This is a genomic window from Bisgaardia hudsonensis (assembly GCF_004345785.1).
GTDB classification, from domain to species: domain Bacteria; phylum Pseudomonadota; class Gammaproteobacteria; order Enterobacterales; family Pasteurellaceae; genus Bisgaardia; species Bisgaardia hudsonensis.
In genome coordinates this window covers 415,631-436,756 of sequence record NZ_SLXI01000001.1, presented here as the reverse complement: position 1 = coordinate 436,756, position 21,126 = coordinate 415,631, and the positions used below count along the sequence as shown (strand labels likewise).

Below are 21,126 nucleotides of genomic sequence, written 5' to 3'. Positions count from 1 at the left end.
TTGCAGTTTTTCTTTGACTTCTTGATAACCTCGCATTTTTTCACGCTCTAAAAGTGCGGTCAAATTTTTTCATTTCTTGCTACTAAAAAACAAAACTACCATAACGAATTAATCAAATATTTTAATATATAAAAAGCCACACTAAGAAAATCTTAGATGTGGCATTATGTCTTACTAAACACTTATGTAGTTTTACAAAATATCCAACAACACTTCTGTTTTTATTACTGTAGCAAATTCATTATTCAAATTAGCTAAAGTTGTTTGATGAATAAGCTCTGCATCAAAATGTTCACCATTTATGCCAATACGATCAAATGTTGCTGTTGCATCAGAGATAAGGTAAGTTTCATATCCATAATTTCCTGCCATTCTAGTGGTGGTAGAAACGCAATGGTTTGTAGTTAGCCCAACAATCACAATATGAGAAATATTCTGCTTATCTAACCTAGCTTTTAAATCAGTCCCAATAAATGCACTATTTACAGATTTCTTTATCACTGGCTCACTTGCCAATGGTTTTAATTGATCTTTAATTTCAAAACCTACATTTGATTCATATAATAAAGATTCAGGATTTTGAGAACTATGCACAATATGAAAAATCGGTAACTGTAACGCCCGCCATTTTTCTAAAATAGCTACACAATTATCTTCCGCATTCTTATTATTTCGATTACCACCCCAATAGGCTTCATTATCAAACGCCTTTTGGAGATCGATAAGGATTAGGGCTGGGTTGTGTTGTTTTAGGGGCATTTTACCTTGTTATTTCCTCATTGGATAATTAAAATACCATAAAAAATAAAATAATCATATTCATTATTAGTTTATTTTTTGATCATTAATTTATAAAGAAATAATCATTACCAATTAACTTTCCATTCTCTAGATAATAAACTCCTGAAACTTGTAATCTCTTCTTAGTCGACTGACTATAATTATACATTGCAATTTTCTCCGCAAGTATTGTCCACACCACCTTACATCCTGTTATTTTTTCTAATTCTTCTAAAATATTCTTCTTAACAACAAGATTAGTACCGCCTTTATTTCCATAGAGAGAAGCATCAAATATTACTAAATCATTATTTTGATTAATCCATGAGCCCGAAAATTTATCATTTTTTAAATTTAGAGCATCAAATAAAAACTTAGCAGGCACACTTATTTTATAAGCTAACTCACGGTTTTTAATACCTTCTGAATTATGATTTTCTGAGCAGACATAGACATTTCCTAAACTTTCTTCAGTTAAACGAAGATTTCTTTCATAGATATCCTGCCAACCTGAGCTTCCATAATAATCATTTTCATAAATATTAAGTAAAGGGGACCAATAATACTCTAAATTAAAAATATCGTTATATCGCTCTACAGGTTGAGGCATCCATCGCCCCATAAAGTTTTTATTTGTTAGATTTGATACTACAGTTCTAAAGTCTTCATTTTTTACTAAATATGCATTGACTAAATACCACATCTCTTGATAAGAACTGAAATACTCATCATTTCCCAGTTTCTGATTAGGTTTAAAGTTGATATACCTATCTAAAGATAACCACTCTTCATTATCAAAGATATTTACAATAATATCTTTTGAATCAATTAAATTATCCTTTGATATTACCCATTCCTCAAAATCATCACGCCAATCACTATAATTAGGTCGCTTTACCATGCGAAGATTTTTTAAATCAGGAAGAATAAATGTAGGATCAATATCTCTGAAGGATGGCTCTATTGAACCATTATACCATATATATTTTTTATCCTTATTCCATCGTGTTGATGGTTCTACCATTTTAAAATTATCAGAAACTCTGGCTACTACTTCATACATAGCCAGCCATTGGTATTTTTTACCAATTCGTTCAACTCTATTTTCACCACGACTTGAAGATATACCTAAATCAAATTCTCCATGCTTTTCTACATCATAGCCAAACTTTTCAAAAATAATCTCTATAGCATAGTTACTGAGCTTATCAATATCTATATTATCCCAATTTCCAAACCTTGATTGAAATATATAACGACCAAAATCTCCATAATTACACATACCTCTACCATATTTTGTTGTCATCGATCGCAAAATTCTATTTTGGGCGAAATGATATTTGGGAGTATTTATATCTTTATAATCTTTAGAGTATTTAGCATCAATATCATCATTACTAGGGAAACTTCTTGGAAAGGCACTTCTGTATGGTGGTCTAGCTAATACTAACTCATTTTCACTAAACTCTACCAGTTTATTACTATTAGCATATTCAATAATGTTTCGAGCAAAGTCTCTGATTAGAACATTAGGATAAACCTCTTCTTTAGCGAAAATGTCATGAAGTAAAAATTTACATACCTCATAAATTCCTTGATGGCTTTGCGACGACAATATTGATCCATAGATTGAAGCTAAAATACGCTCAAACACATAGGGATCATCAATATTTTGAAAGGTTTTCAACAGTTGAGCAGCAACATGAATATTATTCTGCAATAGCCGAGTCAACGCTATCGTAGCATTGTCTCGTAATTTGATATGTGTACTGGTAAAAAGCCAACTAAGTGCAATGCCAACTAGATATCTATTAGTATCGTTCAATCCCTCTGAAAAGCCCTGTTTTTTCGCCCAATCGATAATTGAGTGAATAGCAGACTCTTTACCAAGATACTCACTACTAATATGCGTTGTCCAAAAACTATCTCTATCCGCTAAATTGTATTTGGACAGCCAACCATGCAATTGATTAGCATTTAATGGATGGTTTTCTTTACCCACTACTTTGTAGTGCAAATCTATAAATTGAGCAAACAAATTATAATCTTGCACTATGCTAATATTTATATACTCCCTGCACTTTTCTAAATTAAAATTATGATTATCACGCCAGTACAAGCCATCAATGAAGGCCGAACCCAATGAATCATTTTGGTAAATCTTGTCTTTATCCAACAACTCAAATAGCTCAACTTTAAAGTTAATAGGAATAAATACGGACAATATACTTAGTGTACCTTGTGATAGCCTTCGTTTTTTATACATCACGCTAAATTGGTTACAACTAAGAGATAGTTTTAAATCCTCCACTGTTGTATTGTCATCACAAATAAATTTAGCAGTCAAATAGTCATAAAAACGCTCATAAGAGAAATATAATATTTCACTATGCTCCTTTGTATTTTTATAGGAGGTTAATAGATTCTCATCTATCAATTTCTGCAAAAACTTATCTGCGTTTAAGGAAATATGTGTATGGTTGGCAACAACCTGCATAGCATCTTCATAGTATATTGATTGACTACCACCACTATTACGATGAAAAATTTCTTCCGCCAACTTATTTAGTATTTTTTGCACATATTTTAGAGCTGGTCGATATCCAAGTACATCTGCTAGTTTGTCATTGATTGATGAGAAGTAATGATCAAACACTTCTATCAATACCATAGCAAAGACATCAGTTTGAGTATGTTTTCTATACTCACAATAAATCTTAAGAAATAAAGGATTGGTAAACTCTTGGGTTAGTAATGGCTCTTTTGGTAAATCTAGCTGATAATGCTTAAAGAATGGACGAACTGCTTCAAAGACGTTAGATTGAAACCCATTATGGTGAACTTCACTGACTATTCCATCCTTTATATCTTGCTGTATGTTAGTTAAAATACCGGCTCTATATTCACTTCGAACAGATAACACAAGAGCTACCCAAGGGTACTTTTTAAACTTTTCAATAAAACCTGCCAGAGTATTTTCCCAAAATAAACGCCCAGCACCTTCGTTCAAAGCATCAATGACAACTGGCACCCTTTCTCGTTGAGCATGACCTATAGTATTTAGAACACCTAGAAACACATCTTCATTACAATTAAGTCTTAACTCATCTTTTAGAATTTGTGTCCAAGGGTTTGTGCTAGCTGTCAATGTTTGACCAAGAATAAAAATGCCAGTTTTTTTCTCTTTGATTAACCTGTTCGAGAAATCACCCAATAGATGAGACTTTCCAATACCAGCATCCCCATAAACAATCAGACAGGGATTATTAAATAGGCTAAATACTTGTAAATCACTTTCAAAGTCATCAATAGCATCTCTAAGTTTATACAAGTCTTGTTGAATCTTGTTCTTATCGGTATTGCTTTGAATCGTATCAACTAGTCTACTTATCTCACTAACTAATTTTTTAGACAGCACTCCTATCTCTTTAAATGATATCCCCCCAGTATTATCAAGTTGAATACTATCGGTGCCTTGCATTGATATATGTTGCCAACTATTTTCTAAGCAATTTAATAAGTTATTGAAGCTATCTTCTATATCTGAATCATATTTGTTGTAAGATTCTTTAACCTCTTGAGATGCTTTATAGAATGAATTAAGTTTCTTCAATATATAGGTTCTTGCTTGGTCATTCTTTAGTACCGCATCAAAATATTGATTGACTCCATGTATTTCTACATTGAGTTCTGGGGTAAACCTTGGTCCTAAATTTCTAATAGATGTAGTGACTTGCTCGCTAAACCAACTATCAGAAAAATTATCGCCACCAAACCAATATTGAACCATACCCACATTTTCAGGTTTCTGAAGTTTATTATTAAGTTCAAAAGCTCCCCACCACTCAACCTTTACAGATATCCCTTTATCTAACGCAACTATTTCACAATTTTCTACAAAAGCCTTCCATCTATCTTGAAGATAATTCTTTCCTGATATTCTTGGATCTTGCTTATCAATTGGACAACAAACATAATACTTTTTTAGCTTTGGATGCTTAGTGATAGCAGTCTCAAATGATTTCTTAATCTGAGTAAATTGACTGTCCTGAATATCAAAGAAATACTTAGCCTGCCAGCCAATTTCATCACCATTATCTAAAATCAGATAAGACTCTACGCCACCATCTGGAGCTTTAACCCTAATATATTTACCATTCTCTTTGTTTTCATTATAGGCTAACTGGCACACAACCTCTTCAAAGGCTGTATTTTGTGAGCTCTCATAACTTTTTATATTTTTCCAATCTACCATAATTAGTTCTATGAATTTGTTACAGTACAAAAATGATTATATTTTTAATTAAATATCTAGTAAATAGTCCATTACACTTTGCCAATCAGGGAATTGGTCTGTCCCAAAATGAATATGTTCACCTTTGAACTTATCAACGCCGTTCCTAGTGCGATCATCAATTAAAAAATCACCTTGATTGAGATTCTTATGATGAGAAAGAATTAATCGCTTGTATAGTACTGAATCCCTATCTTTACCAAAATATTTTTGAATCCAGTTTATTTTATCAATCCAAGCAGATGGATTATTCCATGGTGCTGTTGAAAGTACGTAAATATCGTAATATTCAGCAAGTTTCTTAACTGATTCTATTGCATTAGGCATAGGATCCATTAATGAAAAAATACCTTCAACTTCATCATAATGCTTCTCAAATTTACTTCTTATTTTTTCGTCAAGTTTTGCAATTCCTGATGGAAAGTCAACAATGACGTTATCCATATCAATATAGAGAATCTTTTTCATAAAATCTAATCTTATAAAATAAGTATAATCAAATCTGACCGCACTTTTTATGATTATAAATGATTAAAAATTACAATGCCTCAATCGCTTTAAACTGTTGTTGCAGTTTTTCTTTGGCTTCTTGATAGCCTTGCATTTTTTCACGCTCTTTGGTAATCACTTGCTCTGGAGCTTTAGCAACAAAAGCTTGATTACTGAGTTTGCCTTCGATACGTTTGATTTCCCCTTCGGCTTTTTCAATCTCTTTACTTAAGCGAGCAAGTTCGGCTGTTTTATCAATAAATCCTGCCATTGGCACAAATAATTCTGTTTTACCAACCAATTTACTCACTGAAAGTGGGGCATTTTCATTTTCAGCTAAAACTTGAAGGTTATCCAATTTTGCTAAGGTTTTTAATAGGTGATTATTTTCTGCCAAAATTTGCTGATTTTCATCACTCAAATGACGGAACAATAAATCAAGTGGCTTACTTGGTGCAATATTACTTTCTGCACGAATATTACGCACTGCAGTAATCACTTCTTTGATCCAACTGATTTGAGTTTCAGCCGTTTCGTCTAAACTGTTCTCATCTACTTTAGGGAACGGCTGTAACATAATGGTATCGCCAGACACACCTGAAAAATCTTTTACTTTTTGCCAAATTTCTTCGGTGATAAATGGCATAATTGGGTGTGCTAAACGCAATAATTGCTCTAATACTTGAACTAAAGTACGACTGGCACCACGTTTTTGAGCATCAGTACCTTGAGCAAAAACAGGTTTGGTTAATTCAAGATACCAGTCACAGAATTGATTCCAAGTAAATTCATAAATTGCTCCAGCAGCAAGATCAAAGCGGTACTGTTCCAAAGATTCACGGAAAGTGGCGACTGTACGATTAAATTCTGATTTAATCCAACGATCCGCTACAGTATATTCAACTTCTGATTCGCTTAAATCTAATTTATCATTAGTCAATACAAAACGGCTTGCGTTCCACAGTTTGTTACAGAAATTGCGATAGCCCTCTAAACGTTTCATATCCCAATTAATATCACGTCCGTTACTTGCTAAAGCAGCAAGGGTAAAACGCAATGCGTCAGTACCGTGAGCAGTAATACCATCAGCAAACTCTTTGCGTGTTGCTTTGGCAATTTTTTCCGCTAATTGTGGTTGCATCATATTGCCAGTACGTTTTTCTAATAAATCTTCAAGGCTAATACCGTCAATCATATCAATTGGATCTAATACGTTTCCTTTTGATTTTGACATTTTTTGACCTTGTTCATCACGAATTAAGCCTGTTACATACACTTTTTTGAATGGTACTTGTGATTTGCCATTTTCATCTTTGACAAAGTGCATAGTAAACATAATCATACGGGCAACCCAGAAGAAGATAATATCAAACCCTGTGATTAATACGTCTGTTGGGTGGAACATTTTGAGTTCTTTAGTTTGTTCTGGCCACCCTAATGTTGAGAATGTCCATAAAGCCGATGAAAACCAAGTATCAAGGACATCATCATCTTGTTTTAATACAACATCATCGCTTAAGTTATGTTTTTGACGTGCTTCTTGTTCATCACGAGCAACATAAATATTGCCCTGTTCATCATACCAAGCTGGGATACGATGTCCCCACCATAATTGACGAGAAATACACCAATCTTGAATATCACGCATCCAAGAGAAATAGAGATTTTCATATTGTTTTGGTACAAACTGAATTTCGCCGTCTTCAACCGCTTTTGTTGCCACTTCTGCAAGCGGTTTTATGCTAACGTACCATTGGTCTGTGAGTAATGGCTCAATCACCACACCAGATCGATCCCCATAAGGTCTTGTCATTGCGTGTGGCTCAATTTTTTCTAAATACCCCTCATGTTCTAAATCCTCAACAATTTTTTTACGTGCCTCAAAACGATCTAAACCACGATAACGTTCTGGTGCATTTTCATTCATTGTCGCATCAGGATTCATTAAATTGATGATTTCAATATCATGACGTTTACCCACTTCATAGTCATTAAAATCATGGGCTGGAGTGATTTTTACACAACCTGTCCCAAATTCTGGATCTGGATAAGGATCGGTAACAACGGGGATAATACGATCCGTCATTGGTACATGAACCATTTTACCGATTATATCTTTATAACGCTCATCATCTGGGTGTACAGCTAAACAACCATCGGCTAAAATTGTTTCTGGGCGAGTTGTAGCGATATGCATATAGCCTCCACCAAAGGTTTCTGACTTATCCACAAATGGATAACGAACATGATACATAAAACCTTTTTCTTCACGATTTTCAACTTCAAGATCCGAAATAGCAGTACGTAATTTAGGATCCCAGTTTACTAGACGTTTACCACGATAAATTAACCCTTCTTCATGTAAACGAACAAACACTTCTTTTACCGCATTGGATAAACCTTCATCCATTGTAAAACGTTCACGTTCCCAGTCGATTGAGTTTCCAAGACGGCGAATTTGTTGGCTAATCGTACCGCCAGAATAAGCTTTCCAATCCCAAATTTTCTCAATAAACGCATCACGACCATAATCATGGCGAGTTTTACCTTCTTCCACTGCAATTTTACGCTCTACTACCATTTGAGTGGCAATCCCTGCGTGGTCTGTTCCTGCTTGCCATAAGGTATTTTTCCCTTCCATACGATTAAAACGGATTAAGGTATCCATTAATGTTTGTTGGAAAGCATGCCCCATATGCAAACTACCTGTTACATTTGGCGGTGGAATAGCGATACAATAGTTTTCTACCTCTGGGTTTTCTGTGGCTTTAAAATAGCCCTGTTCTTCCCAGTGTTTATAAAGTGCTTGCTCTACGGCTGATGGATTAAAGCGGTCTGCCATTTCAACTTGTTTTGTCATTTTATATCTCTTAATAATAGTTAATCTTTTAAATTTTTAATTCCTAAGCTTTTTCAGTACTTAATTGCCACCCAAGCTGACGGTACTGTTTGTAACGCTCTCTTGCTTGTGCTTTTTCTGTTTCATCAATAGGTACAAAATCAATGACTTGTTTAAAACTCACTGCGAAATCAGGTATTTGAGATTGTAAGTTGATTAATAAATCTCGAGATTGCGCATTACGTTTTCCTACCCAGGATATTTCAATTGGTGTAGCATAAGTTGTAATTTCTCCTGAGAGATTATGAGGAACAAATTCTTCTGGTTCTCTTTGCCATAATGCTTCATCAATATTTAATGCCTGTTGTTCTGTTTCACAAGCGATCAGAACACGTTTACCTAACCGCCAAGATGAAGCAGCCAGATCACAAGCTAATGTTTCAGCTTCAGTCAGTAAATTTTTTGCTTGAGTCTTTTCAATCACATAAAACTGAGCATTTTTTATCATAAGCCTTATATCACATAAAATATTATAAACCCTAGATTTTAACGAAAAATATTGAAAAGATAAAATATTAATTTTAATTCTATTCCATAGAATATCACGGATAAAAGAAATTTAAGAAGAAAGTGCGGTTGTTTTGTAGATGACTCTAAGTTTAAAATTATTAATACAACCCATGCTTATATTTAAAATAACTTAATTAATATATAAATTATAACGATAATCTGTCACTCCAATTTTGATATAAATCTATTCGCAAACTACTATCATATTGAGTATATTTATTTTAAATGTTATACTAAAAACCTAATATGAGTATAAAGAAGTACTTTAATTATTTCTATCTTCTTTTTATGAGTTGTATCTTTAAGAATCGGTAATCATATGAAAAAAATAGCAATTATTCCAGCCAGAGCTGGTTCCAAAGGAATAAAGAATAAAAACTTACAATTAGTTGATAATATTTCTTTAGTAGGAAGAGCAATATTAGCTGCTCAAGAAGCCAAGGTATTTGATAGTATCATCGTCACTTCAGATGGAGAAGATATTTTGGAAGAAGCTAAAAAATATGGGGCTTATGCTTTTTGTCGCTCTTCTAAACTTGCTGAATGTGATACAAAAACCATAGATGTGGTTCTTAATTGTCTAGAAGAACTAAATATGTATTCTGGTATAGTTATTCTCTTACAGCCAACAAGCCCTTTACGAACTCACACAGATATACTGGAAGCAATAAATATATTTGAAAATAAAGAATGTAAATCTGTAGTTTCTGTATCTGAAATAGAACACCACCCATATAAAGCATTTACACTAAGTAAAGAAGGGATGCCTATACCGATTAATACCATAGATGACTTCGAAAAACCTAGACAACAATTGGATAAAGCATTTAGAATCAATGGGGCAATATATATCAATAAAATTGAAGATTTATTTATTTCTAAACGTTTTTTCATTGAACCAATACAATGCTACATCATGCCAAATGAACGTTCTATCGATATAGATAATCATATGGATCTAACTAGAGCTAATGAACTAGCTAAATTAAAATAACCGAAGCGAAATAATATTTTAAATAAAAGTATTATTTCGCTACTCTTACTATCTTAGAAATTAGCTATAAATATTTATAAAGTCTCATTTGAGGATCTTTATATATTTCATATATCTCGTCAACTATATCAACTAAATCATCCCCCCCTAGTACCTTTAAATCGGAATCAATTGGAAGATCGGCATATTTAACTTTTAACTCTTCTTTTGTCTCGCCCTCTGGTATGGTTATAGGAATTAAGGACGCATGTCCAGAGTAGTCTAATTCAATTATATTTAAATATTTCCTCTTATTTACTAAACGGATCTCATTAAAATCAATTTTAAAATTTTTACCATAAAAAATTGTTAAGCTACAATTATCATTCAACGGTAATTCATTAATCTCAACTAAACGTTTTAACTTATTCTGTAATTCTTTATTACAAAAAATATATTCAGATAATCTTTTATAACTAGGAATAATCAGATTACTATTGAATGGATACAATTGTATTTGCGGGGAACAGGCAACCCCCTTTATTCTAATATTCGGATATTTTTTATGTAACATATCCATTAAATAAACTACCCCTGTACCAGCTTTAGAGCTACCAACAATAGAAATTTGAGTATATGAATATTTTTTTACCATTTTCTCTATATGACTTACAATAGGGTCAGCAGATAGAATATAATATGTAGTGGAAGTATCAACTATATTTAACATGTCTGCTTCAAACATTTTATATTTTTGTAGTACAAAATCATTTCCAGGTGACAAAGTTATCAATAACGACTTAGAATTAATAGATTCAAAATTTAATTTAAAAGATGACTTAACAAATAATTGATTATATTTTTCAGATTCATCTATATTTCCCAAATATTTTTCAATTAAACTTAAAGTTAGGTAATCAAGAGACTGCAATCCATTTTCTAAAGACAAAACTCTAATCAGGTTATTTTTTGACTCTTGTAATAATCCTTCAGAGAACTGAATATAAGAAACTAATCGTAAACGATATGAATTCTTTGCCTTGATTGCTATATTTTCCATCTCTAATATTTCGTCTTCATTAAGGTTTAAATGTAATCGATATTTCAAAATCAAATACTTAAATTTCGCTGCAACTAATCTATCGTTGATAGACAATGCCATTGAATACGACTCAAATGCCTGTACTAAATTATTCTGTTGTCGATATGACTCACCTAATATCTCATATATGAAATAATCATTTTGATTTCTTTTAATATATTCTTTTCCGACCCTGATACAATTTAAAAAATCCTTCTCTTCATAAAAAGCTCTGACAATTAATTTGAGGCTTCTCAAATCCCAAAGATTACTATCCGTAAATTTCCCAAACCTGACGATTTCTTTGTAATCACCTTTTTCAAACAGAAACTGAAGAAATCCATCTATACTATTCAATTCATTTTTTTCCATATAATGCCTTAATTCCCATCCATAATTTCGAATCTATAAAAAATAATTTAGGATGAAATAAAAATTTAAAAAATTTTCTTTTTATTGAGGATTTTCTTTTAAACCTAAATCCCCCCCCAAAAAGTGTCGAGAACAAAAGTAAATCAGTACGTTGATCTTCCAATAAGCTATCTATTGTTTCGTTTAACATTAAATCTCGATCACTATCAAAATTAATATTCTTATCAAGCCAAGAAAACTCCACCCTTTTTCTCTTACCTAAATTAATTTCATCAAAACTTAAAAACAACCCACTATTTAAAAATGCCCTATTTGCTAAATCACTTCTTATCCCTAAGTCTTTGATGATTGCACAAGGAATGCCATAATAAAGAGCCTCAAAAACGACAGTAGAAGAAAACGTAATACATAAATCCATTCTTTTATATAACTCTTCAACAGGTTCCGAAGATAAAGTAAAATTACTTGGTAATAATTTATCTTTTAGCAGAGATACATAAGAAAATTGCGAGGAGTGTACTGTTTTTTCACCCGGCAACACTCTCACTTTCAAAATAATATTTTTGTCCGGATTATTTTGAGCAATCTCAATTAATTTGTCTAAAACATAACAACGTTCTTTTTGAGAACAAGGTATTTTAACTTGCTCTATAAAGACTAACGTTTCCTTTTCATGAAATCTCTCACTATATAAATTTTGATAATCCGTATTAATATTAATTAAACCATAATTTAAAACCTTTACAGGGCTTCTATAAAGCTTCGCAGTTTCTAATATTATATTTTGGTCTTCTATATTGTTCGCTAGAATAATATCTGAATTAATTCTAGACAAAATAGTATCAGGCTCACCAAAAATAACACCTGAAAATATAGCTAAAATAATAGGCCTATCTTTATCAAAAAAATCATAATAAGAATAATACTCCGTAATGAATTTTCTAAATGCAATATTTCCAATAGATAAAACTATGATATCATACTGATGTAGCTCTGAAACACTTTGATAACTAACAAAATTATAATTATTAGCACCAGACTCATATAATTGCTTATTAGAAATTTGATTTTTTTTTACTTTAAGAATTGAAACGTCTATTATACTATTGGAAATTCGCCTAGAAATATTCATAGCCACTTTTAAGAAAGAATCATAAGTAGCAATAACAAGAACTTTTTTCATGACTTAAATTTCGTCCATTAATGAAATAATCTTTGTTGAAGGAAATTTACTTAAAATTTCAAAATGCTTATCGGAATCAGAGAAAATATCGTTATTCACGTCTAAACCAATACCATCAAGATCCTCAACTAACTCTTTATCAATTTTTTCTCGTAAAATAGGGTAAATAGTAGCAGACTGAATTGTTTTTGATAATAAAGAAGAATATATAAGTCCAGAAGAAGTCATACCTAAAACAAATCTAGGCTTTACCATAATTAGTAGAGGTTCTATAGTAAATCCATAAAAATCAATTAGAATAATAGATCGTATTTTATATTTCTTAAGATAATTTCTAAGAGTTACCTTAAACTCTTCGCTGTCTTTAGGATGTAATTTAATAAAAACATTACATTTATACTTAAGAGAAAACTCTGACAAAAGCAAAAGCAAACTTTTTGCATAACATTGTAAAGAAGTAAATTTATATCGTTGATTAAGAAAAATAATATCGTTAGAGGTAATATTATACTTTAATTTAATATCTCTAATATCCTCTCCTATTTTTATATTATCATATAAGAAAAAATATTCTTTTTTTCTAAATGTGAAAAAATCAGGCACTAAGTGAGGAAAAGCAGCATATATGGTATTGTAATCATGATATATTGATAACATTGGGCGTATATTTTTAAAAAAACATAGATGTTTGATACAATACATTTGTTTTCTTTCTTTCCAACTCAAACTTTCTTTAAAAATCCTATTAAATTCATGTATAGTTGAGTATCTGTATGTTCCCGTTCCTTCTTCTATTAAATTTACCTTTATATTTTTCGATTTTGCATAACTAGCTAACAAAGCATAATGTCGTTCAAAACTTTGAATGAATAAATTTTTTATCTTTAAAGTATTTATTATATTTCTGTATGAATTATTAATATATATTGCATTCTTAATATTAATTTGGCTAGGTTTGTTTGGTAAACGAAACACAGCAAAAGAAGAAAATAAACCACTATCTACATTTTTTTTCACTATTTCAGGCATAACCTTATTTTTACTTGTATACAATATAAGTAAGAAATTGTTTTTGAACCTCTCTTTTTTTATCAAAGAATGAGCTTGATTTAATTGTCCTAGATTAGAAACGACAAACAAATTATCGCATTTAAAATTTAATCCCATATACCCACATTTAAAAAAATAGGAGTCTCTAACAAATTCTACTGGTGTTTTAATTAATTTCATGAATTTTCTAAACATAAATAAACCTTGTATAAAACAAATCTACCAAACTTATAATAGGTTGCTAAGTTTAAATTATTTGATTATAAATAACAAATTCAATTGTAAAATATATTGATTTATTCAATTTACAAATATATTTAATTTTCATACACAATATTATATAATCAACGGAAAATTTGTATGATCCACACTTAGAGAACCCATGAAAAAATCAAAAACTTTAATAATATTGATGTTACTATCCTCTTTAACGGCATGCTCACTATTACCAACTATTGGACCAAGTCAAAATAAAATTATAAATATCTCAAATTCAAAAAACTTACCTGAAGTTAATATTGTTGAACTTGATTTACACTCCGTCCTTCCTTTGTTTCAGGCTCGTATCAATCAAAATTTTTCTGAGTTTACTAATAGTCTAAAGGGATACTCTGGAGTAATTGATGTCGGAGATATTTTGGATATATCAATTTGGGAAGCGCCTCCAGCCGTACTTTTTGGTGGAACATTAACACCTTCAGGACAAGGAAATTCTCAATTAGTTAAACTTCCCGAACAAATGGTTAGTCGAACAGGTAAGGTTACCATTCCTTTTGTGGGAGCACTTTCAGTTAAAGGAAAAAGCCCAGAAAGAGTCCAAAGAGAGCTTATTCATAAATTATCTTCTATTTCTAATAATCCTCAAGTAATAGTGAGGATTGTAAAAAATAATTCTGCCAATGTTACTGTTTTACGACAAGGAAACAGTATTCGAATGCCATTAACATCACATGGTGAACGTATTTTAGATGCTGTTGCGGCTGTAGGTGGAATACCATCTGACCTTCAAGATGTAACTGTTCAAATAACAAGGGGTAAACAAGTAAAAGCCATTTCATTTTCTAGCTTAATCTCAGATCCTAGACAAAATATTTTACTGTTACCTGGTGATGTTATAGGATTGTTAAATAGTCCGTTAAGTTTCACTGGTTTGGGAGCTGTTGGAGCGAATAAAGTCGTTAAGTTTTCCACAAAAGGTATCAATTTAGCTGAAGCTATCGGAAAAATGGGAGGCTTAATAGATACACGTTCAGATCCTCGTGGTATATTTGTCTTTCGTTATATACCATTTAACGAGCTAAACAATATTGAGAAAGAAAAATGGAAGATGAAGGGATATAATATGGGAATGGAGATTCCTACTGTCTATCGAGTCAATTTACTCGATCCAAATTCATTATTCGTATTGCAACGCTTTCCTATCCAAGACAAAGATATTGTTTATGTTGCTAATGCGCCATTAGCTGAATTCCAAAAATTCTTGAGAATGATTTTTTCAATAACATCGCCCATAACGAGTACAGCTAATTCAGTAGGTAATTTATAGGATTATAAATATGATTAATAAAAAAACATTTTGGAAAAAGTTTAATCCTCTATTTTGGATAACAGTATTAATTCCAACTTTATTTTCAATAGTTTATTTTGGTTTTTTAGCATCAGATATTTATATTTCTGAAGCAAGTTTTGTCGTTCGTTCTCCTAGCAATCAATCCTCTTTAAGTGGAGTAGGTGCTCTTTTACAAGGGTCTGGCTTTTCTCGCTCACAAGATGATACTTATACAGTTCAAGAATACATGCGTTCAAGAAATGCATTAGAGCAATTGCAACAAGTCCTTCCTGTACGTGAATTTTATGAAACCAAAGGTGATATATTAAGCCGATTTAATCTTTTTGGATTTAGTAACGAGCAAGAATCATTTTACCAATATTTCAAAAATAAAGTTTCTGTTAATTTTGACTCTGTGTCAGGAATTGCTACGTTAAATATTCGAGCCTTTAATTCATTAGAAGCCCAAAAAATTAATATTCAATTGTTAAAACAAGGTGAAAACCTTATAAATCGCTTAAATACTCGTGCAAGAAGGGATACGATCAGCTTTGCTGAACAAGCTGTTCAAGAGGCTGAAAAACGAGTAAATGAAACTGCATTAGCCTTAAGCGAATATAGAACCCAAAATAATATCTTTGATTTATCTGCACAATCAGAAGTTCAACTAACTCTAATTTCAAAATTAAAGGGTGAACTAATAAATGTGCAAAGTCAATTAGCTCAATTAAGAGATATTTCTCCTAATAATCCACAAATTAAAACCTTATTAACGAGAGAGAAAAATCTTATATCGGAAATCAACCAACAAGCAAAATCACTTACTGGCGATAACAACTCTATAGCTACTCAATCATCTGAATATCAAAGACTAATCCTTGATAATACGTTGTCTCAGCAACAATTCACAACAGCAATTACAGCTTTACAAAACACAAAAAGAGACGCTGATCGTCAACAACTGTATTTGGAAGTAATAAATACACCAAGTAATCCAGATTTAGCATTAGAACCTCATAGATTATATAATATTATTTCTACTTTTATTATTGGTCTAATATTATATGGTATTTTTAGTTTATTAATAGCAAGTATCAGAGAACATAAAAATTGATGCAATACGGCGATAAAACAACCTTTAGTGGTTCATTAAAAATCCAAAAAAGAGTGATAAATGCCTTATTAATGCGTGAAATCATTACTCGATATGGTCGTAATAATATAGGTTTTTTATGGTTATTCATGGAGCCTTTACTCTTTACATTAATGATTTCTGTTATGTGGAAATTTATCAAAGCAGATCAATATTCAACATTAAACATTATCGCTTTTCTCATTACTGGGTATCCTATTGCAATGATGTGGCGTAATGCGTCAAGAAGAACTATTGGTGCAATATCAGGAAATTTAAGTTTACTTTATCACAGAAATATCAGAGTTCTTGATACTATTTTTGCTAGAGTTTTATTAGAAATATCTGGAGCAACCATTGCTCAAATTATTATTATGACATTTTTTATTATTATCGGTTGGATAGATGTTCCACATGATATATTCTATATGCTCTTAGCTTGGTTGTTAATGGCATTATTTGCTACAGGTTTAGGATTTATTATTTGTTCTATAGCATTCTATGTAGATGCATTTGGCAAAATATGGGGTACACTAAGTTTCATTATGTTACCTCTTTCTGGAGCATTCTTTTTTGTTCACTCTCTTCCCTCTTACGTACAAAAATATGCGTTGTGGATTCCTATGATTAGTGGAACTGAAATGTTTCGCCATGGATATTTTGGAGATTCTGTTACTACTTATGAAAATATAAGTTTTCTTATTATTTGTGATTTAGTAATGCTTTTAATTGGTTTAATCATGGTTAAAAATTTTAGTAAAGGAATTGAGCCAAGATGATTAGTATAAAAAATGTTAGTAAGCGTTATCATACCCGATACGGATGGAAAACTATTTTAGATAATATTAGTTTTGACCTAAAAAAGGGAGAAAAAATAGGTATTTTGGGCCGTAATGGAGCAGGAAAATCAACATTAATACGTTTAATGAGTGGTGTTGAACCTCCAAGTAGTGGAACAATAGAGCGTAATATGAATATTTCATGGCCACTCGCTTTTTCTGGAGCTTTCCAAGGAAGCCTAACAGGAATGGATAATTTACGCTTTATTTGTCGATTATATGATGTAGATTTTGATTACGTGAAAAAATTTACAGAAGATTTTTCCGAATTAGGCGATTATCTTTATGAACCAGTAAAAAAATATTCTTCAGGGATGAAAGCAAGATTAGCTTTCGCGCTCTCCCTATCTGTTGAATTTGATTGCTACTTGATAGATGAAGTTATTGCTGTTGGAGACTCTAGATTTTCAGCAAAATGTAAATATGAACTATTTGAAAAAAGAAAAGATCGTGCCATCATTTTAGTTTCTCATAGTCCATCTTCCATTAAAGCATATTGCGATAATGCGATGGTACTAGATCAAGGAAAAATGTATCAATTTGATACTATTGATGATGCCTATAAATATTATAATGAAAAAGCATAAACATCCTATCCCTACCTTTATAATATTAACTATTATAAAGTTTTGTAAGATAATAGGATGTCTTTTTTATATCTGGTTATAAGGATTTCTTAAAATTACCTTATTATAAAAACTACCATTTAAATGTGTTTTATAAAAATGATACTTTCTAAAAGCATTAAAAACATCTGCATCAGGCTTCTGTGGATTTTTCCAAAAATTATCTAACTGCCCCTGATCAGTTAAGCCGAGGAAGTCATAATTCGCTCTACCTAACGTTTTGACTGGCATATTATGTAATAGTGCTGATATTCCACTTGTACTATTTAAACACACCATACCTTTTCCATTTCTCAACAAAATAGGTAAGGGAATATCATGAATATAGTAAATACGCTCTTTAAATTGAGGGTATAGTTTCAAATATTTTTTAATTATACTACTATAATCAATAATTCCCCTATCCATTGGATGATGCTTAATTATTAGTTTTACATTATTAGGAGAATTTTTAATAAAAGATACTAATACATGTTCTAAAAAATCACTAACCGATGAATAATCACAATGAACTTTAACTTGACTATCATCATATACTTGCAACGGAACAATAAAAAATTCACCAAATTTCCCTTTTTTCAGTATATGAGCTAAAAAATAATCACAAAAATAGTAATATAGCCTTTTTATTGCTGAACGTATCCATAAATTTACATAATATTTATTAGACTGATGCCTGTGATGAATATAATAAGGATAATTTGCTTTATTGGTATTCATCGCCCAATAATACAAAATAGCTCTTTTTGCCATAGGCCAAAAACCTTTAGCAACTTTTTCAGGTTCTTTAGGCTCTGGTAAATCTATAAATGGTAAAAAAAACTCTTTATATTTAGGTATAATAGAAAAAGCATTAACTCCCTTTTTTTCAAGAGTCACATACTCTGGTCTAAAATATCCCTCTTCAAAAACCCAAAAATTAATGTTTTTATTCTCAGCAATAATTTTAGCTATTTTATGATAATAGCGAGTATCACCAAAACAAACTATAGAATCTATATTTAATTTTATTAAAAATATTTTGAGGTATTCTTCCCAATGAAGAAATTTATCTTGATAACAATAAGTATTTTTTATTTCTATTGGATAAAAAAATTCATCTCCACCATTAAAATTAATTTTAAAAACTGTTTTTCCCTGATCGGTTAACCATTCTGATAATTTGAGGAAAAAATCACCAATCGGACCTTGTAATAACAAGATATTTTTTGATGAACGAAGTAAATCATCTAAATTATGTAAAATCATAAATTTATTTTATCACTCTAATTAACTGTTGTAATTTTCCAATTTGTTTTCCAATCCAACTGCGTTGGAAACCATCCGTAGCTAACGATTCTTTTTGTTTCTTTAAAATATTAATCCCTTGTAACACATCAATTATTTGACCTGTTTCTGGGTTTATATACTGAGGATAATAAATCATTGTCCCAGCGATCAGCTCTAATAAAGTGAGTTTCTTTTGACGACGAGGCAAGTTAATAAGATCCTCTGTAAGCCCCCAGTTAGAATAAAATGGTAGTCCATAGCAATAGACTTTTTTATTTCGTAATAGAGCTTCAAAACCAGCAAGAGATGTCATTGTATGAACTTCATCAACTCTATTAATACAATCTAAAACATTAACTTTTTCTACAATTTGATCTGCATATCTTAATATCTCAGCTTTACTAATATGTCCTTTGCGATTTCCCGTTAAAACATCAGGATGAGGTTTATAAATTATATAAGAATCCGTATTTAATGTTCTAACCCTTTTTAATAATTCAAGATTCGATTTTATATCAGGAGAACCTAAACAAATAGAAGCATCATTCTCTACCTGCCCTGGAACTAATATAATTTTTTTATTATCGGGTATATCTATCTTTAACGCTACTCTACCCACATTATATTTTCCAATATTACTAACGATAAGTTCTTCTTGTAATAATTTAGCTAACCTTAAATCAAAACTTGTAAATTTAGTATGCGCTAAAATATGCTCTAATCTTGATGGATTTTTAGCATTAAAATAAATCCCAATATCATCAATAACTAATGATAAAGGAGAAACCAGATTTGATCCTAATCCTACAGATCGAATAAAGCCATCTTCCATTCTTAAAATAGGTATTTGGTTCTCTTTAGAAAATACCAAAAGTTCCTCACTCCCATTTCCCCAAAGTAATAACTTATCCAATTTTGAAATAGGTTGTTTTTTTAATCTTTTGAACGATGAAACAAAATGTAGCTTAGTTTGTGGGAAATTTAAAAATGGTTTGACCACATTCTTTTTCCAAAATGACATACCAACACAGTAAATATTTCCCGCAAACTGTTGATTTAACGTTTTTACTTTTTGTAAATAATCTATAACCTGAAAAATATTACCAATATCCCCTGAATATGGGCAAATATACCGAGCATATTGTAAATAAGCTACACAAAACAACTCTTTTACAGAATGCTTAGTTCTTCTATTCTCCCATTTCAATACTTCAACATTCGGATGACGATCGTCAGTATTTCCCCATCCAGCAAACCAAGGTACACCAAATGTAACAACATTCTTTCCCGCTAATAATGCCTCAAATCCCATTTGAGAGGTAACGCAATATACCTTATCTACATCTTGCAATAAAATTTGAGGATTAATATCATCAGTAATAATTCTCACGTTCTTATATTTATCTAAATTAGTTAAATACCCTTTTTTCTTCCCTGTTAGAACATCAGGATGTGTTTTTACCCACACTTTATGAGATGGATTTTCTTTAATCGCAGCCTCTAACATTTGATTAAAATGAGAGCTATCCGCCTGTCCATATTTAACAGCCATATCGTTATATGTTTGATCTATTACCAAAACAACAGGACCGTTATCATCTTTCACCAATGAAAAATCTAAAGTATGATTATATTTAGACAATTTATGCTTAAGTATTAGTTGAATGGCTTGTTCCGCTTGTTCTAACAATTCATAACTAATATTATTTTCCAAAATGAGCTTTTCTAAACGAGATACATTCTTAGTGTCATAATAAATCCCCACATCATCATAAACAATTGAATAAGGGGGATAACCATCAACACCTAGCCCAAGAGAACGCAAAAAACCATCTTCTAAAGCTACATAACGAAGTTTATTACTCTTTGCAAATTCTCTTGCTCTTGTAGCAGAAGGTCTAAAACCCCAACCAATAACATGTGTACCATATGTATATTGAAAATTTTTATTAGAAAACTTTCTAATATCATATTCAGGAAGGAAATTCTGAATATTTGGTATCTTTAAAATCCCTTGAGAAAAAATTAATCCGTTTAACATAGAAATAAAATAAATAATGGTAATTCTTCTTCATTTTAG

The 21,126-nt window shown here is 31.2% G+C and carries 14 protein-coding genes and 1 pseudogene; 5 read left to right on the top strand and 10 right to left on the bottom strand.

The annotated features are described in order from the left end of the window. Window positions 1–192 precede the first annotated feature (192 nt). From EV697_RS02025 to EV697_RS02005, 5 genes and pseudogenes are all read right to left on the bottom strand, one after another. Window positions 193–759 carry a cysteine hydrolase family protein gene (locus EV697_RS02025; protein WP_132022016.1) on the bottom strand — a complete coding sequence of 189 codons (567 nt, stop codon included), beginning with the start codon at window positions 757–759 and terminating at the stop codon, window positions 193–195. A gap of 85 nt (window positions 760–844) precedes the next feature. Beyond that, a complete protein-coding gene (locus tag EV697_RS02020) occupies window positions 845–5,035 on the bottom strand; it encodes an NACHT domain-containing protein (protein ID WP_132022014.1) in 4,191 nt (1,396 codons plus the stop codon). 60 nt (window positions 5,036–5,095) lie between these two features. Further along, window positions 5,096–5,542, bottom strand: a pseudogene (locus tag EV697_RS02015) (5' nucleotidase, NT5C type); the annotation flags it as partial. A 70-nt stretch (window positions 5,543–5,612) separates the two neighbouring features. Then, window positions 5,613–8,423: a valine--tRNA ligase gene (locus tag EV697_RS02010; RefSeq protein WP_132022010.1), complete on the bottom strand. Its 2,811-nt coding sequence runs from the start codon at window positions 8,421–8,423 to the stop codon at window positions 5,613–5,615. A gap of 43 nt (window positions 8,424–8,466) precedes the next feature. Continuing rightward, entirely contained in the window at window positions 8,467–8,910 is a 444-nt protein-coding gene (locus EV697_RS02005) for a DNA polymerase III subunit chi (RefSeq protein WP_132022008.1), read from the bottom strand. Window positions 8,911–9,291: 381 nt separating this feature from the next. Between EV697_RS02005 and EV697_RS02000 the strand changes: the two genes are divergently transcribed. Beyond that, the gene (locus tag EV697_RS02000; protein ID WP_132022006.1) at window positions 9,292–9,966 is read left to right on the top strand and encodes an acylneuraminate cytidylyltransferase family protein; all 675 of its coding nucleotides are present in this window, start codon (window positions 9,292–9,294) and stop codon (window positions 9,964–9,966) included. 64 nt (window positions 9,967–10,030) lie between these two features. On the opposite strand, the gene EV697_RS09870 is transcribed toward EV697_RS02000, so the two are convergent. Genes EV697_RS09870 through EV697_RS01985 form a run of 3 tightly spaced genes read right to left on the bottom strand, consistent with a single transcriptional unit; the run spans window position 10,031 to window position 13,826 of the window. Then, window positions 10,031–11,398, bottom strand: a complete 1,368-nt coding sequence (locus tag EV697_RS09870; protein ID WP_207904080.1) for a tetratricopeptide repeat protein — start codon at window positions 11,396–11,398, stop codon at window positions 10,031–10,033. Then, window positions 11,385–12,581 (bottom strand): DUF6716 putative glycosyltransferase, encoded by a 1,197-nt coding sequence (locus EV697_RS01990; protein ID WP_132022004.1) that lies wholly within the window; start codon window positions 12,579–12,581, stop codon window positions 11,385–11,387. The genes EV697_RS09870 and EV697_RS01990 overlap by 14 nt, the downstream gene beginning before the upstream one ends. Window positions 12,582–12,584: 3 nt before the next feature. Next, a complete protein-coding gene (locus tag EV697_RS01985; RefSeq protein ID WP_132022002.1) occupies window positions 12,585–13,826 on the bottom strand; it encodes an alpha-2,8-polysialyltransferase family protein in 1,242 nt (413 codons plus the stop codon). A gap of 187 nt (window positions 13,827–14,013) precedes the next feature. Here EV697_RS01985 and EV697_RS01980 point away from each other — a divergent pair, with 187 nt between their 5' ends. Genes EV697_RS01980 through EV697_RS01965 form a run of 4 tightly spaced genes read left to right on the top strand, consistent with a single transcriptional unit; the run spans window position 14,014 to window position 17,738 of the window. Beyond that, a complete protein-coding gene (locus tag EV697_RS01980; protein WP_132022000.1) occupies window positions 14,014–15,177 on the top strand; it encodes a polysaccharide biosynthesis/export family protein in 1,164 nt (387 codons plus the stop codon). Window positions 15,178–15,187: 10 nt separating this feature from the next. After that, window positions 15,188–16,294, top strand: coding sequence for a capsule biosynthesis protein (locus EV697_RS01975; RefSeq protein ID WP_132021998.1), 1,107 nt, complete (start codon window positions 15,188–15,190; stop codon window positions 16,292–16,294). Beyond that, entirely contained in the window at window positions 16,294–17,091 is a 798-nt protein-coding gene (locus EV697_RS01970) for an ABC transporter permease (protein ID WP_132022289.1), read from the top strand. Before EV697_RS01975 ends, EV697_RS01970 begins: the two co-directional genes overlap by 1 nt. Then, entirely contained in the window at window positions 17,088–17,738 is a 651-nt protein-coding gene (locus tag EV697_RS01965; RefSeq protein WP_132021996.1) for an ABC transporter ATP-binding protein, read from the top strand. The genes EV697_RS01970 and EV697_RS01965 overlap by 4 nt, the downstream gene beginning before the upstream one ends. Window positions 17,739–17,804: 66 nt before the next feature. Here the strand turns inward: EV697_RS01965 and EV697_RS01960 are convergent, their stop codons facing one another. Together EV697_RS01960 and EV697_RS01955 are read right to left on the bottom strand one after the other, a co-directional pair. After that, the gene (locus EV697_RS01960) at window positions 17,805–19,025 is read right to left on the bottom strand and encodes a capsule biosynthesis protein (protein ID WP_132021994.1); all 1,221 of its coding nucleotides are present in this window, start codon (window positions 19,023–19,025) and stop codon (window positions 17,805–17,807) included. A 4-nt stretch (window positions 19,026–19,029) separates the two neighbouring features. Beyond that, window positions 19,030–21,087, bottom strand: a complete 2,058-nt coding sequence (locus tag EV697_RS01955) for a capsular polysaccharide biosynthesis protein (protein WP_132021993.1) — start codon at window positions 21,085–21,087, stop codon at window positions 19,030–19,032. Window positions 21,088–21,126: the final 39 nt, after the last annotated feature.

Coding starts and splice junctions, on each gene's coding strand:
- EV697_RS02025 (WP_132022016.1), bottom strand. CDS start 759: ATGCCCCTAAAACAACACAACCCAGCCCTAATCCTTATCGATCTCCAA.
- EV697_RS02020 (WP_132022014.1), bottom strand. CDS start 5,035: ATGGTAGATTGGAAAAATATAAAAAGTTATGAGAGCTCACAAAATACA.
- EV697_RS02010 (WP_132022010.1), bottom strand. CDS start 8,423: ATGACAAAACAAGTTGAAATGGCAGACCGCTTTAATCCATCAGCCGTA.
- EV697_RS02005 (WP_132022008.1), bottom strand. CDS start 8,910: ATGATAAAAAATGCTCAGTTTTATGTGATTGAAAAGACTCAAGCAAAA.
- EV697_RS02000 (WP_132022006.1), top strand. CDS start 9,292: ATGAAAAAAATAGCAATTATTCCAGCCAGAGCTGGTTCCAAAGGAATA.
- EV697_RS09870 (WP_207904080.1), bottom strand. CDS start 11,398: ATGGAAAAAAATGAATTGAATAGTATAGATGGATTTCTTCAGTTTCTG.
- EV697_RS01990 (WP_132022004.1), bottom strand. CDS start 12,581: ATGAAAAAAGTTCTTGTTATTGCTACTTATGATTCTTTCTTAAAAGTG.
- EV697_RS01985 (WP_132022002.1), bottom strand. CDS start 13,826: ATGTTTAGAAAATTCATGAAATTAATTAAAACACCAGTAGAATTTGTT.
- EV697_RS01980 (WP_132022000.1), top strand. CDS start 14,014: ATGAAAAAATCAAAAACTTTAATAATATTGATGTTACTATCCTCTTTA.
- EV697_RS01975 (WP_132021998.1), top strand. CDS start 15,188: ATGATTAATAAAAAAACATTTTGGAAAAAGTTTAATCCTCTATTTTGG.
- EV697_RS01970 (WP_132022289.1), top strand. CDS start 16,294: ATGCAATACGGCGATAAAACAACCTTTAGTGGTTCATTAAAAATCCAA.
- EV697_RS01965 (WP_132021996.1), top strand. CDS start 17,088: ATGATTAGTATAAAAAATGTTAGTAAGCGTTATCATACCCGATACGGA.
- EV697_RS01960 (WP_132021994.1), bottom strand. CDS start 19,025: ATGATTTTACATAATTTAGATGATTTACTTCGTTCATCAAAAAATATC.
- EV697_RS01955 (WP_132021993.1), bottom strand. CDS start 21,087: ATGTTAAACGGATTAATTTTTTCTCAAGGGATTTTAAAGATACCAAAT.